The organism is Pseudomonas sp. L7, assembly GCF_046605565.1.
GTDB lineage: Bacteria > Pseudomonadota > Gammaproteobacteria > Pseudomonadales > Pseudomonadaceae > Aquipseudomonas > Aquipseudomonas wayambapalatensis.
Genome location: NZ_CP176784.1, coordinates 5,042,751 through 5,057,368 on the forward strand (window position 1 = coordinate 5,042,751; position 14,618 = coordinate 5,057,368).

11 protein-coding genes are annotated in these 14,618 nt (G+C 63.7%); 4 read left to right on the forward strand and 7 right to left on the reverse strand.

The features are described 5' to 3' along the window. Window positions 1–136 precede the first annotated feature (136 nt). Genes ACK3BK_RS23090 through ACK3BK_RS23105 form a run of 4 tightly spaced genes read left to right on the forward strand, consistent with a single transcriptional unit; the run spans window position 137 to window position 5,228 of the window. Entirely contained in the window at window positions 137–1,249 is a 1,113-nt protein-coding gene (locus ACK3BK_RS23090) for an ABC transporter ATP-binding protein (protein WP_411383395.1), read from the forward strand. A 21-nt stretch (window positions 1,250–1,270) separates the two neighbouring features. Further along, window positions 1,271–2,746 (forward strand): mannitol dehydrogenase family protein, encoded by a 1,476-nt coding sequence (locus tag ACK3BK_RS23095; RefSeq protein ID WP_411383396.1) that lies wholly within the window; start codon window positions 1,271–1,273, stop codon window positions 2,744–2,746. Between the two features lie 17 nt (window positions 2,747–2,763). After that, window positions 2,764–4,254, forward strand: coding sequence for a xylulokinase (gene xylB / locus ACK3BK_RS23100; protein WP_411384508.1), 1,491 nt, complete (start codon window positions 2,764–2,766; stop codon window positions 4,252–4,254). Between the two features lie 41 nt (window positions 4,255–4,295). After that, window positions 4,296–5,228 (forward strand): carbohydrate kinase family protein, encoded by a 933-nt coding sequence (locus tag ACK3BK_RS23105; protein WP_411383397.1) that lies wholly within the window; start codon window positions 4,296–4,298, stop codon window positions 5,226–5,228. Window positions 5,229–5,266: 38 nt separating this feature from the next. Here the strand turns inward: ACK3BK_RS23105 and ACK3BK_RS23110 are convergent, their stop codons facing one another. The 7 genes from ACK3BK_RS23110 to epd all read right to left on the reverse strand — a co-directional run bounded on the left by ACK3BK_RS23110 (window position 5,267) and on the right by epd (window position 14,550). Further along, the gene (locus ACK3BK_RS23110) at window positions 5,267–8,065 is read right to left on the reverse strand and encodes an RHS repeat-associated core domain-containing protein (RefSeq protein WP_411383398.1); all 2,799 of its coding nucleotides are present in this window, start codon (window positions 8,063–8,065) and stop codon (window positions 5,267–5,269) included. A 77-nt stretch (window positions 8,066–8,142) separates the two neighbouring features. Next, entirely contained in the window at window positions 8,143–10,284 is a 2,142-nt protein-coding gene (locus tag ACK3BK_RS23115; RefSeq protein ID WP_411383399.1) for a putative bifunctional diguanylate cyclase/phosphodiesterase, read from the reverse strand. Between the two features lie 204 nt (window positions 10,285–10,488). Further along, a complete protein-coding gene (fba, locus tag ACK3BK_RS23120; RefSeq protein WP_009399343.1) occupies window positions 10,489–11,553 on the reverse strand; it encodes a class II fructose-bisphosphate aldolase in 1,065 nt (354 codons plus the stop codon). 100 nt (window positions 11,554–11,653) lie between these two features. After that, window positions 11,654–11,983, reverse strand: coding sequence for an MliC family protein (locus tag ACK3BK_RS23125; protein ID WP_186665843.1), 330 nt, complete (start codon window positions 11,981–11,983; stop codon window positions 11,654–11,656). Window positions 11,984–12,064: 81 nt separating this feature from the next. Continuing rightward, window positions 12,065–12,283, reverse strand: a complete 219-nt coding sequence (locus ACK3BK_RS23130; RefSeq protein ID WP_186665841.1) for a hypothetical protein — start codon at window positions 12,281–12,283, stop codon at window positions 12,065–12,067. 32 nt (window positions 12,284–12,315) lie between these two features. Further along, window positions 12,316–13,479, reverse strand: a complete 1,164-nt coding sequence (locus ACK3BK_RS23135) for a phosphoglycerate kinase (RefSeq protein ID WP_063546513.1) — start codon at window positions 13,477–13,479, stop codon at window positions 12,316–12,318. A 12-nt stretch (window positions 13,480–13,491) separates the two neighbouring features. Next, on the reverse strand, window positions 13,492–14,550 hold the full coding sequence (epd, locus tag ACK3BK_RS23140; protein ID WP_186708275.1) for an erythrose-4-phosphate dehydrogenase: 1,059 nt from the start codon (window positions 14,548–14,550) through the stop codon (window positions 13,492–13,494). Window positions 14,551–14,618: the final 68 nt, after the last annotated feature.

Consider the following 14,618-nt stretch of genomic DNA (forward strand, 5'->3'; position numbering starts at 1 on the left):
CCTGTAGGAGCGGGCTTGCCCGCGAAGCAAACACTGCGGTGCATGGCACCGGCTATGCCGGTGTTCGCGGGCAAGCCCGCTCCTACAGGAATTTGTTACATCCATAAAATCTTTGCCACTGCGGAGGTAACTCGACATGGCTGACCTGAAGATCCGCAACCTGCAAAAAGGCTTTGATGGCCACGCCATCATCAAGGGCATCGACCTGAACGTACACGACCGTGAGTTCGTGGTGTTCGTCGGGCCGTCCGGCTGTGGCAAATCGACCCTGCTGCGGCTGATTGCCGGCCTCGAAGAGGTGAGCAGCGGCAGCATCACCCTCGATGGCGTCGACATCACCGACACCGCTCCGGCCAAGCGCAACCTGGCCATGGTGTTCCAGACCTACGCCCTGTATCCGCACATGACCGTGCGCAAGAACCTGTCGTTCGCCCTGGACCTGGCGGGCGTGGCCAAGGCCGAGGTCGCCAGCAAGGTCGACAACGCCGCGCGCATCCTCGAGCTGCAACCGATGCTCGAGCGCAAGCCGCGCCAGCTCTCCGGCGGCCAGCGCCAGCGGGTGGCAATCGGCCGGGCGATCGTGCGCAACCCGAAGATCTTCCTGTTCGACGAGCCGCTGTCCAACCTCGATGCTGCCCTGCGCGTGCAGATGCGCCTGGAGCTGTCGCGCCTGCACAAGGAACTGGCCGCGACCATGATCTACGTGACCCACGACCAGGTCGAGGCGATGACCCTGGCCGACAAGGTGGTGGTGCTCAACGCCGGTCGTATCGAGCAGGTCGGCTCGCCGCTGGAGCTGTACCACCATCCGGCCAACCTGTTCGTCGCAGGCTTCCTCGGCACACCGAAGATGGGCTTTTTGCGCGGACACCTGAGCCGCAACCAGGGCAACCAGTGCGAGGTCGCCCTCGAGTGCGGCGCCCGCATCGCCCTGCCGCTGTGCGCAGGTGAACTGACCACCGGCAGCCAGATCACCCTGGGCATCCGCCCGGAGCACCTGAGCATCAGCCGCAGCGGTCACGGCGAACAGGGTTCGCTGCAGGTCACCGCCGATGTCAGCGAGCGCCTGGGCAGCGACAGCTACTGCCACGTGCGCAGCGCCTCCGGCGAGATGCTCACCGTGCGGGTGCGCGGCGATTTCGCGCCCGAGTACGGCGAGCAACTGGAACTGAGCTTCGATCCGGCGCACTGCCATCTGTTCGACAGCACCGGCAAGGCCCTGGACAAACGACTGCAACAGGCGGCCTGAGCCGTCTTCAAGGATTTCTCGATGAAACTCAACCAGCGCAATCTCGACAAGCTGCCCGCCCCGGTCGCCCGCCCCACCTATGACCCAGCGCAGCTGCGCCAGGGCATCGTGCACATCGGCGTCGGCGGCTTTCACCGCGCCCACCAGGCCGCCTATACCGACGCCCTGATGAACCGCGGCGAAGCCCTCGACTGGGCGATCTGCGGCGCCGGCCTGCGCAGCGAAGACCGCGCCATGCGCAACGCCCTGGCCGGCCAGGACCACCTCTACACCCTGTTCGAACTGGGCGAGAACCCCGACACCGAGGTGCGCGTGATCGGTGCCATCAGCGGCATGCTGCTGGCCGAAAGCGACAGCCAGGCGCTGCTCGACAAACTTGCCGACCCTGCAGTCCGTATCGTCTCGCTGACCATCACCGAAGGCGGCTACTGCATCGACGACAGCACGGGCGAGTTCCTCGAGAACCTGCCGCTGATCCAGCACGACCTGGCCAGACCTGACCAGCCGCACAGCGTATTCGGTTTTCTCTGCGAGGCCCTGCGCCGTCGCCGCGAGGCCGGCACCCCGGCGTTCACGGTCATGTCCTGCGACAACCTTCCACACAACGGCGACGTGGCGCGCAAGGCACTGCTGGCCTTCGCCCACCTGCTCAACCATGACCTGGCCCAGTGGATCGCCCGGCACGTCAGCTTCCCCAATGCCATGGTCGATCGCATCACACCGATGACCAGCGACGAACATCGCCGCCAGTTGGCCGAGCGCCATGGTGTAGAGGACGCCTGGCCGGTGGTCTGCGAGCCGTTCCTGCAGTGGGTGCTGGAAGACAAGTTCGTCAGCGGTCGCCCGGCCTGGGAGAAGGTCGGCGTGCAGTTCACCGACGACGTCACGCCCTATGAAGAGATGAAGATCAAACTGCTCAACGGCAGCCACCTGGCGCTGACCTACCTGGGCTTCCTGCAGGGCTACCGCTTCGTCCACGAGACCCTCGCCGACGACCTGCTGCGCCGCTACATGCGCACCTTCATGGACCAGGACGTCACGCCGCAACTGGCGCAGGTGCCAGGCATCGACCTTACGCACTACAAGGACAGCCTCACCGAGCGCTTCTCCAACCGCGCCATCGCCGACCAGTTGGAGCGGGTGTGCTCGGACGGCTCTTCGAAATTCCCCAAGTTCATCGTACCCACCGCCAACCGCCTGATTGCCGACGGCAAGCCGCTGGAGCGCGTGGCGCTGGTAGTCGCAGCCTGGGCGCTGTACCTGGGCGGCAAGGATGAAAAGGGCAATGTCTACAGCATTCCCGATCCGCGCGCAGCACAGTGCCAGGCCCGTGTCGTCCAGCGCGAAGGCCTGGCGGCCCGGGTGCTCGGCGACGAAGCGATCTTCGGCACGGCGATCCCCAACTCACGGGCCTTCGTCGACGCCTTCGAGCGCCTGTACGACAGCTTGCGTGAAGTCGGCGTGAGTGAAACCCTGCGCCGGGTACTGGGCGACTGAGACGGAGCGCAGCAATGATGGAAGGACTGTTCCTCGGCATCGACTGCGGCACCCAGGGCACCAAGGCCCTGGTGCTCGACGCAGACAGCGGTCGCGTACTGGGGCTGGGCAGCGCGGCACATGCGGCGCCGCAGGGCGACCACGGCCGCCGTGAACAGGATCCGGCAGACTGGCTGCAGGCCCTGCGCACGGCGGTGGCCAATGCCCTCGCTGCCGCCGGGGTCGGGGGCCATGCCATCCGCGCACTGGCCGTCTCTGGCCAGCAGCACGGCCTGGTGATGCTCGATGACCAAGGCCAGGTGCTGCGCCCGGCCAAGCTCTGGTGCGACACCGAAACCACTACGGAAAATGACGAACTGCTGGCCGCCCTCGGCGGCGCCGCAGGCTCGCTGGAGCGCCTGGGGCTGGTGGTCGCGCCGGGCTATACGCTGTCCAAGCTGCTGTGGAGCCAGCGCCATCATCCAGACCTGTTCGCCCGCGCCGCACACCTGCTGCTGCCCCACGATTACCTCAACCACTGGCTCACCGGCCGTGCCTGCAGCGAACCGGGCGACGCCTCGGGCACCGGCTACTACGATGTGCGCAAACGCACCTGGGCCGCCGATGTGCTGGCGCTGATCGAGCCCGGCAAGCGCCTGCTGGCGGCACTGCCCGAGCTGGTCGAGTCCGGCGACTGCATCGCCACCCTGCAGCCCTCGGCAGCCCGGGCGCTGGGCCTGGACACTGGCGCCTGGGTGGCCAGCGGTGGGGGCGATAACATGCTCGGCGCCATCGGCACCGGCAACATTCGCCCCGGCATGATCACCCTCAGCCTGGGCACCTCCGGCACCCTGGCCGCACACCTCGACCAGCCACGTGTCAGCCCCCACGGTGAAGTCGCGACTTTCTGCGGCTCATCCGGCGGCTGGCTGCCGCTGATCTGCACCATGAACCTGACCAGCGCCTGCGCCCTGGTGCAAGACCTGCTGCAACTGGACCTGGCTGCGTTCAGCGACCTCGCCGCACTCGCCCCTGTCGGTGCCGACGGTTTGTTGCTGCTGCCGTTCTTCAATGGCGAGCGCGTGCCCGCACTGCCCGAGGCCAGTGCCAGCCTGCACGGTATGACCAGCAGCAACCTGACCCGTGCCAACCTCTGCCGGGCGGTGCTCGAAGGCACCTGTTTCAGCCTGCGCTACGGGCTCGACCTGCTGCGCGCCAGCGGCCTGCAGGGCCAGGAGATCCGCCTGGTCGGCGGCGCGGCGAAAAGCCCGCTATGGCGCCAGACACTCGCCGACCTGCTCGGCCTGCCGGTGGTGTGCCCGCGCCAGACCGAAGCCGCCGCCCTGGGTGCTGCGATCCAGGCTGCCTGGAGCCTGGGCCGCAAGCTCGGCGAAGGTGACAGCCTGGAGGCTCTGTGCCAGCGCTGCGTCGAACTCGACGAAAGCACGCGCACCACACCCCGGCCCGCACAACAGGCGGCCTACGAAACCGCCTACCAACGTTACCTTTCGCATCTGCCTGCGCACTGATCGCAGGTATCCTGCCCGCTTACTTCGTTTCGGAGAATTTCATGTACCTGGTCTGTGGCGAAGCCCTGTTCGATGTGTTCAGCCTGGATGACAGCCCACGCAGCAGCGAGTTGGGCTTCAAGGCGATTGCCGGCGGCTCGCCGTTCAACGTCGCGGTGGGCCTGCGCCGGCTGGGCGTGGAGTCGGCGCTGTTCGGCGGGCTGTCCAGCGACTACCTCGGCGCACGCCTGCGTCGGGTGCTGGAAGAGGAAAAGGTCGATTGCAGTTACCTGGTGACCAGCGATGCACCGACCACCCTGGCCATGGTCGGGCTGGATGCGAGCGGCTCGGCGCAGTACCAGTTCCGTGGCGAAGGTTGCGCCGACCGGCAGGTGCGCCTCGAACACCTGCCGCTGCTCGGTGACCAGGTCCGTGGGCTGCACGTGGGCTCCTACACCCTGGTGGTCACACCCGTGGCAGACACCTTGCTGGCACTGGTGCAGCGCGAAAGCGCACACCGGCTGATCAGCCTCGACCCCAACGTACGCCTCAACCCGCAGCCCGACGTGGCGTTGTGGCGACGCCAGGTGCAAGCCTTCGCGGCCCATGCCCACCTGATCAAGGCCAGCGAGGAAGACCTCGCGCTGCTCTATCCGGACCGTGCGCCGGCCGAAGTGGCCCGTGGCTGGCTGAACGACCGCTGCCGACTGGTGTTCGTCACCCACGGTGCAGACGGCGCCAGCGTGCATTGCGCGCACGGCTCGTGGACACGACCGGCAGATGCCTCGCTGGCAGTGAAAGACACCGTGGGCGCTGGCGATACCTTCCAGGCTTCGGTGCTGACCTACCTCGCCCGCATGGGTGCCGACAGCCCTGCAGGGCTGGCGACACTGGAGCGGGAAACGATCGATGGCATGCTGGGCTTTGCCATTCGTGCGGCGGCGATCACCTGCTCGCGAGTTGGGCCGGATTTGCCGTTTGCGGATGAGTTGTAGCCAAGCGGCACATCATCCGAGCATCGTCTTAATCAGAACTATGCGTTGCGCAGTCGACGCGACTCTCGTCGCAGCGCCTGCCACCGCGAAAACCGGCTGCGGTGATCAGATTTAGATTTGTATGCGCTCCACTCCCACGGTGAAGTTTGCCAAGGTGCCGGGACTTCCCATCCGCCTTTGTAAAAGTGAATTTTCCCACTCAATGCCTGCTTGTTTCGAAAGGCATAACGCAATTCGCTCGCCGTAATAGAACTTCCAAACTTACCCTTTTTCGTGACGACCGCCGACGTTTTCAAGTCATCCAGGACAAAATGAATTTTTTGTCCAGCATTATGGGCTGCCATATATAAACCCAGTTTCGATCCTCGCTTCCATAGTAACTGCGGCCCAGTGTCATCCGCCCACCAATCATGGAAGCGACTTTCTCCCCACTGCCGTGAAACGGCATCATAAATAGCAGGAATGTTAAATTTTTCATTTCCCTTGCCTGCTGAAAAATAGCTATCCCAGAGCACATAAGTGCCAAAGGCCTCTTTAATGGCATCAAAAAGCACAGTGTCCGCACGAACAGCTTTTAAAATTTCTCTTGGAGAAGCATTTTCCGGCAGCTTGGAGTCCGCCAGCGCTTTCAATCGAATGGTTTGAGCGACCGCAAGATTATACTGATCTATCGTCAAGGCGGAGTCATCATCGGTACCTCGGTAACCAACGACGGCAACCTTGAAATAATTGCGACGCGGGTCGCTCAGGCCATAGATGAGATCACCTCGCGTCTTGCCGAGATTCAAGCTCATGACACACAGGCCTGAGTCGTCGAAACTTCCTACGGGATTGTTATTCAACATTTGATATAGGTTAGGACCGTCAATAGGCCCTGCAGGATCTGGATTTAACCACCGCCCCACCCACGGCTGGTAATAGCGATACCCGTAGTAATAAAGCCCTGTCGCATCTCGCTCCCGCCCCGAATAACGCACCGTCTTGTATTCCACCTCTATGCGATGACGCCCCGCCAGAATCGCCGTTCCCCCATAGGGGTAATATTCTTCGAGGCTGATGACACTGCCCTCGCCATCGAGCTCCAGTCCGACACTGCCGATCAGGTTGTCATAGCCAAAACGTACCTGGTCGTTATCGATCCCCTCCGGTTTACCGGCCTCCCAGCGCAACGCCCGCACCTGGGCACGGCCCGCCTCGCCCATTACCACCGTGTGCAGACTTTCCTGCACGGCGCCGTCGGCCATGGTGATACGCAGCTCAAGCCCCGGCAGATACAGCGTGCGCTGCACCTTCAGTGATCCACCTTGCTGCTGATGGCACACCTTGAGCACTCGCTGCCTGCCAGCGTCGTAGCGATAGCTTTCCTGAGTACCGCCTGCAACCCTGCGCAACTCACCGCGTGCCGTCCACTCAAGCGGCTGTCCCGGCAGCAGCACACGCTGCTCGCCACCTGCGGTGAACAGCGCCTCGACCTTGGTCGGGTCGCTGGCCAACGTATTCGACACGCCGCGATTACTGCGCTGGCTGACGGTGATTGCAGTGACGTAGTTGTTGTTCGTGGCCGGCGCACTATGACGGACATGCGTGAGATTGCCCGCGCTGTCGTAGGTGTAACTCCGGGTGTAGAGGGTATAGGCCGAATCATCCACCGGCAGCGGCACCAGCACGCCTGGCAGATGATTGCCCTGCTGCCCGGCATTGGCCATCTCGCGGCCGCTGGCGAAAACCAGTTGATACAAGCTGTCGTAGCGGTACTCGCTTTGCGCGGTGATCTTCTGGTTGCGCCAAAAGCGCGTCGGCTCGGCGTCGTTGGCCAGCCCAACGACGTTACCGACCGGGTCATAGCGATAGTGCAGGTCCTGCAATCGCTGGCCTTCGCTGGCCTGGAGAGTCGTTCGCACGGTTGCCAGGCGCAGGGTCATCGGTTCGTAGGTGTACACAGTGACGATGCCGTTGCCATGCACCTCGTGCTGCTTGCGCCCTCCCGCCGAGTAACTCGCCGACCTGACGATCTCACGCTCTGGCGTACCTTCGAGCGTCAACCAGCTGGCCGCCAGGACGCCTGCCACATCGTAGGCGCTTCGCTGCTGATGGCCTGCGCAATCCAGCGCCGTGAGCCCCTTGCCGGTGGCGTCTACGTGGCTACGGGTCGTGTAGCGCTGATCATCCAGCAGTGCGTCCCAGGCCTCAGCAGCCTCACCTTGCCAGTCAACTTGCACCGCATCGTCGTCGCCACCCTTCAGCAGCTTGCGCTGCACACAGAGGGCTGCGCCGCCGAGGGCGTTGGCGAGGGTAGAAACGCACCCGGCTGGATCGTAATGGGCAATCCGAGTGCCGGCTAGGTTGCGGGCTTTCTCTTGCGACTCATTGCCGCCATACAACACACGTTCACTGATACGAGGGATATCGCCAGCAACTTGCTCGCCAACCGCCAACAGACGCCCGGGCATATTGACCGGTTCGTAGCGCAGGGTCCGGGTCACGGCTTCGGCGAAACTGTCCTGGCCATCCAACGTCCTGCCAATACGGCTCACCGAGAACAGGTCACGTCTGGCTGCGTCTTTCAGATCGAGGCTCACGCCCGCATCGACGCTTTGCGTGCGTATCACCTGAGCTGTCAGATCATGCCAATGGCTGAAGTTGGCAAGACCTGCGCCATGCAACCGTGGGTCGGTGATCTGCGCCAGTCGGCCTGCCGGGCTGAACACCTGCCGCGTGATACGCGTATCGGCGGCATCCAGCAGCGAAGCACGCTGATACTCGATCTCGCGCACCGTTTGGCCGCGGTTGTCGAGGACCTTGATCGAGGGCGTCTGCTGGAACAGTGCGCTGCTCACAACCTGTACACCTGCGGGTCATGACTGGAGAGACGACAGTCGCTCATCATGAGCCGAACGGGCAACTGGCAGTTTTATCAGGTCTGGGGAGTGGTTGATCGGGTCGGCACCCACGGATACACCGTCGGAAAACCACGCGCATCCCTCGCCGTCATCGGCCGTGCAACCAGGAAACCCTGCACGTAGGCGCAGCCGCTGTCGCGCAGCCACTGCGCCTGAACGTCGGTTTCCACGCCCTCGGCGATCACCGTGATGCCATAGTCGGCGCACAGCGCGATGACGCTGCGCGCCAGCGCCGCATCGACCTTCGAATCCGGCAGGCGTGCCACCAAGTGGCGGTCGAGCTTCAGGGTGTCGATCGGCAGGTCGCGCAGCATGCGCAGCGAGCAATCTCCGGCGCCGAAGTCGTCCAGCGCCACGCGTACGCCCAGCTCGCGCAAACGCTTGACCTGCTTGGCAGCCGCGTCGATGTCATACATCAATGAGGTTTCCGCCACCTCCACTTCCAGTTGCGCAGGCTCCAGGCCATGCTCCTGGATCGCCCGCCGCAGTTCATCGACCAGGTTCGGCTGGGTGAACTGCGCGCGGCTCAGGCTGATGCCCAGCACCACATCGTCGGCGAATACCTGGCGCCATTCTTGACGCTGGGCCGCGCCCTTGCTGTAGATCCAGCTCGCCAGCCGATGGATGAGGCGCGCTTCTTCCAGCAGCGGAATGAACAGCCCCGGCGGCACATCGCCCACACTGGGGTGCCGCCAGCGCAGCAGCGCCTCGAAGCCACGCAGACGTCCGTCGGCAAATCCCACCTGCGGCTGGTAGACCAAGGTGAAGTCCTTTTGCTCGATGGCAGTGCGCACACTATCCTCGAGCATCAGCCGCGAACGCGCGCGGCCGTTGAGCTCCTGGTCATAGAAGCGATACTGCTGGCGCCCGGCGCGCTTGGCGGCATACATCGCCGCATCGCCAGCGCGCAGCAGGCCTTCGACGGTGGCACCGCAATCAGGGTAGGTGGCGATGCCGATACTGACCCCAAGACTGACATCTTGGCCGTCAACCTGCGGGCAACTGGACATGCGCTCGATCAAGGCCTCGGCGTACCGGCCGGTCTGCTCCGCATAGGGCAAGCCGTCGAACAACGCGGTGAACTCATCACCGCCCATACGCCCAAGCATCGCCTGGCTGCCCAGGCAGTCCTTGAGTTGCTCGGCGACCCAGCGCAGGACCCGGTCGCCCGCTTCGTGACCCAAGGAATCGTTGATTCGCTTGAAACCATCCAGATCCATGTACATCAAGGCCTGGACCTTGCCGGGCCGTTCGTTGCGCAGCAACGCACCTTCTGCCGTCTGATAGAAACCACGGCGGTTGAGCAAGCCAGTCAGCGGGTCGGTCACCGCCTGGTGTTCCAGTTGCTGGTGCAGGCTGCGCACCACCGACATGTCCAGTACGGTCACCACCATGGCCTTCTGTTCAGCGGGCAGCGGCGCACACGACAGCGCTACCGGAACCAGCGGCCCCTCGGGCGGACGCAACTGGGCATCGTGCACGCGGAAGATCTGCCGCCCCAGATAGGCCTGGTAGAAGTCCGAGTCGCGCCACAACGCAGCGCTGGGCAGTTGGATCAGGTCCAGGAGATGGGCGCCCTGCAGTTTGTCCACCGACATCTGCAGCAGACGCGAGATAGCAGGGTTGGCAAAGCTGATATCACCCGCCTCGTCGACCACCAGGATACCCTCGGCGGCGTTCTCAAGAATCGAGGCATTGAATGCGCGGGCCGACTCCAGCTCACGACTCAACCGCTGCAGCATGCGCCGGTTGCGCTGCTGTTCGAGCAGGGCCTGCACCTTGGGCTTGAGGATCTGCGGATCGAAGGGCTTGAACAGGTAGTCCACCGCGCCACTGGCATAGCCCTTGAGCACGGCAGCTTCGGACTGCTCGTTGGCGGTAAGGAAGATGATTGGGGTCAGGCGCGTGCGTTGGCTGCCGCGCATCAAGCGGGCGACCTCAAAGCCATCCATCTCGGGCATCTGTACATCGAGCAGGACCAGGTCCACTTCGTGTTCCAGCAAGGTGCTCAGTGCTTCCATCCCTGAGCCTGCGGTGAGTACTTGCCAATCCTGCCGGGCTAGCAAAGCCCGCATGCTGATCAGGTTTTCCGGGTAGTCATCGACCACCAGCAGCACTGAGCTGCCTTCCGGTGCCGCGGGTTGAGCTCCATCCATGCCGCTTCTCTTGTCCGACCGACTTCGTCTTGTAATTGGATCCGATTCTCTACTCTAGACGCGACTTTGCAGGACGCAATGCAATCAGTTCGCTATCAATGGATAAAATGAAAATAGCCGACTAATGGTCACTGCGCTTTGCGATCATTTCACAGGCGAAAAAAAACCCGCATTTCTGCGGGTTTCTTCAGTGCCATCAGCGGATCAGTTGACCTTTGCGGCCAGCTCGCCCTTGGCGTAACGCAGGTACATCTCATCCAGCGAAACCGGCTTGATCTTCGACGCGTTGCCAGCGGTACCGAAGGCTTCGTAACGCGCGATGCAGATGTCACGCATGGCTTCGACAGTCTTGGCGAAGTACTTGCGCGGGTCGAACTCGGACTTGTTCTGCTCCAGGAAGCGACGGATCGCGCCAGTGGAGGCCAGACGCAGGTCGGTGTCGATGTTGACCTTGCGCACGCCGTGCTTGATGCCTTCGACGATCTCTTCGACCGGCACGCCGTAGGTTTCTTTGATGTCGCCGCCGAACTCATTGATGATCGCCAGCCAGTCCTGCGGAACCGACGAGGAACCGTGCATCACCAGGTGAGTGTTGGGGATACGCTGGTGGATCGCCTTGATGCGGTCGATCGCCAGGATGTCGCCGGTCGGCGGCTTGGTGAACTTGTAGGCGCCGTGGCTGGTGCCGATGGCGATGGCCAGGGCATCGACCTGGGTCTTCTTGACGAAGTCAGCAGCCTCTTCCGGGTCGGTCAGCATCTGGCTGTGGTCCAGGATGCCTTCGGCGCCGACGCCGTCTTCTTCACCGGCCTGGCCGGTTTCCAGGCTGCCCAGGCAGCCCAGCTCGCCTTCCACCGACACACCGCAGGCGTGGGCGAATGCCACGGTCTGCTGGGTGACGCGCACGTTGTATTCGTAGTCGGACGGGGTCTTGCCGTCTTCACGCAGCGAGCCGTCCATCATGACCGAGCTGAAGCCCAGCTGGATCGAGCGCTGGCACACGTCAGGGCTGGTGCCGTGGTCCTGGTGCATGCACACCGGGATGTGCGGGAATTCTTCGATCGCCGCCAGGATCAGGTGACGCAGGAAGGGAGCACCGGCGTACTTGCGGGCACCGGCGGAGGCCTGGACGATGACCGGAGAGTCGGTCTTGTCGGCGGCTTCCATGATGGCGCGCATCTGCTCGAGGTTGTTGACGTTGAAAGCTGGAACGCCGTAGCCGAACTCGGCGGCGTGGTCCAGCATCTGGCGCATGCTAATGAGTGCCATTGTGTATCTCTCTCCCGACAAGCGTCGTTGTTTCGTGCAAGCCTGCCGCAGGGGCGGTTGCTGTTCAAGTAGTTGTGGACCACCGTCGCGGTCCGGCCAATCACGGCGCCTTGCAGCCCCGCCCAATCAGATCGTTGGTCGCTTCCCAGTACACCAGGCCTTCATTACCCTTGGTGTGGAAGGCGAGTACGCCATCGCTGTACAGCGCGCCCGAGGCGCCGGGCTCGGCCTTGAGCCGGTAGACCTGGTCAGCGCCGCCGAGGCGGACATCGACCGACTGCTGCGAAGCATCGGCGAAGCGCCACAGCACTTCGGCCTGGCTGTCACAGACCCAGCGGGTCCAGTTGTCCGTCGCGGCAGGTCGCGACGGTTGCAGCAGGGAGCAGCCTGCCAGGGTCGCCAGGGCCAGTACGGCCAGCAGCGCTTTCATTGAGTATCCTCGCTTCGAAGGCCGCACCACGGACCTTCTGTTCAAGACCACAAAACAGCCCATCGGTTGCCCGCTGTCCGATCAAGGGCAGCCGGGCGCCTTGCGCTGGTGTTCTTCGTCGTACTTCTCCAGCCCGTCCGGCCCCAGGCGCTTGTTGATCACCGGCACCGTCTCCGCCTGCCACTGCGACTGGTAACAGCCGCCCTTGGGCTCACGTGCCGGTTCGCTGTCGGGGGCGCCGCCGCTGGAGCAGGCCCCCAAAAACAAGGCCACGATCATCACAGGCAATTGCTTGACCATCAGGTCGCTCCCTTTGCCAGGCGCCGTCACTATCAGGCCTTGGCCCGTTCTTCCAGGATTGCCACGGCAGGCAGGACCTTGCCCTCGACGAACTCGAGGAACGCACCGCCACCGGTAGAAATGTAGGAGATATCAGCGCCGACGCCATACTTGTCGATGGCCGCCAGGGTGTCGCCGCCACCGGCGATGGAGAACGCGGCGCTTTCGGCGATGGCCTTGGCCAGCACTTTAGTGCCGTTGCCGAACTGGTCGAACTCGAATACACCGACCGGGCCGTTCCACAGGATGGTCTTCGACGACTTCAGCAGCTCGGCGAAGTTGGCGGCGGTCTGCGGGCCGATATCCAGGATCATGTCGTCGGCGGCCACGTCAGCAATGGCCTTGACGGTGGCTTCGGCGCTCTCGGCGAATTCCTTGGCAACGACCACATCGACCGGCAGCGGTACGCTGACCTTGGCGGCGATGGCCTTGGCGGTCTCGACCAGGTCTGGCTCGTACAGCGACTTGCCGACCGGGTGCCCGGCAGCGGCGAGGAAAGTGTTGGCGATACCACCACCGACGATCAGCTGGTCGCAGACGGTCGACAGGCTGTTGAGCACGTCGAGCTTGGTCGAGACCTTGGAGCCGGCAACGATGGCTGCCATGGGTTTGGCCGGCGCCTTCAGGGCCTTGCCCAGGGCGTCCAGCTCGGCCGCCAGCAGCGGGCCAGCGGCAGCGACCTTGGCGAACTTGGCCACACCGTGGGTGGAACCCTCGGCGCGGTGGGCGGTGCCGAAGGCGTCCATGACGAACACGTCGCACAGGGCGGCGTACTTCTGCGCCAGCTCGTCGGCGTTCTTCTTCTCGCCCTTGTTGAAACGTACGTTTTCGAACAGCACCACCTCACCGGCCTTGACCTCGACACCGTCGAGATAGTCGGCGACCAACGGTACTGCGCGGCCCAGGGCCTTGCTCAGGTAGTCGGCGACCGGCTTGAGGCTGTTTTCCTGGGAGAACTCGCCCTCGGTCGGACGGCCCAGGTGCGAGCAGACCATCAGCGCGGCGCCCTTTTCCAGGGCCAGCTTGATGGTCGGCAGCGCTGCCAGGATACGCGCATCGCTCGTTACCACACCGTCCTTCACAGGCACGTTGAGGTCTTCGCGGATCAGTACGCGCTTACCTTGCAGGTCGAGGTCGGTCATCTTCAACACGGTCATGAATGCAGTCCTTCAGGGCTGTTTGCTGCGGGTTTGGTGGACGACGTGCAGATAATGTTCGGCAACGTCGAGCATACGGTTGGCGAACCCCCATTCGTTGTCGAACCAGGCCAGCAGGTTCACCAGGCGGGGGCCTGAGACGCGGGTCTGGCTGGCATCGACGATGGCCGAGTGCGGGTCATGGTTGAAATCACAGCTGGCGTGCGGCAGTTCGGTGTAGGCCAGCAGGCCTTTGAGCGGGCCGTCCAGCGCCGCCTCGCGCAGCACCCGGTTGACCTCGGCAGCCGTAGTGTCACGGGCAGTCTGCAGGGTGATGTCCAGGCACGAGACGTTGACGGTCGGCACACGTACCGCTTTGGCCTGGATTCGCCCGGCAAGTTCCGGCAACAGGCGCTCGATGCCGCGCGCCAGACCAGTGGACACCGGGATCACCGACTGGAACGCCGAACGGGTACGGCGCAGGTCTTCGTGGTGGTAGGCGTCGATCACCGGCTGGTCGTTCATCGCCGAGTGGATGGTGGTGATCTGCACGTACTCGATACCGAACGCCTGGTCCAGCACGCGCAACAGCGGCACGCCGCAGTTGGTGGTGCAGGACGCGTTCGAGACCAGCAGCTCGTCGCCGGTCAGGCGGTCCTGGTTGATACCGTAGACCACCGTGGCATCGATGTCCGCCTCGCTGGCCATCGGCTGCGAGAACAGCACGCGCGGCGCACCGGCGTCGAGAAAACGCTGGCCATCGGCGCGGGTGTTGTAGGCACCGGAGCACTCCAGCACCAGGTCGATGCCCAGGGCGGCCCAGTCGATGCCTTCAGGGGTGGCGCTGCGCATGACTTTCACGCAGTCGCCATTGATATGCAGACAGTCGCCGTCGACCTTCACCTCGCCGGGGAAACGCCCGTGGGTGGAGTCGAAGCGCGTCAGGTACTCCAGGCTGGCCTGGTCGGCCAGGTCGTTCAACGCAACGATCTCGAAACCTGCCTTCGCCCCTCGCTCGAACAGTGCGCGCAGGACACAGCGGCCAATGCGGCCGTAACCGTTGAGTGCAACTTTGTAGGGACGCTGGGGCATTCGGGACTCACGTGGCTAGTGCGTTGAACGGCCATCGCGGGACAAGCCCGCTCCTACAGAGCACTACA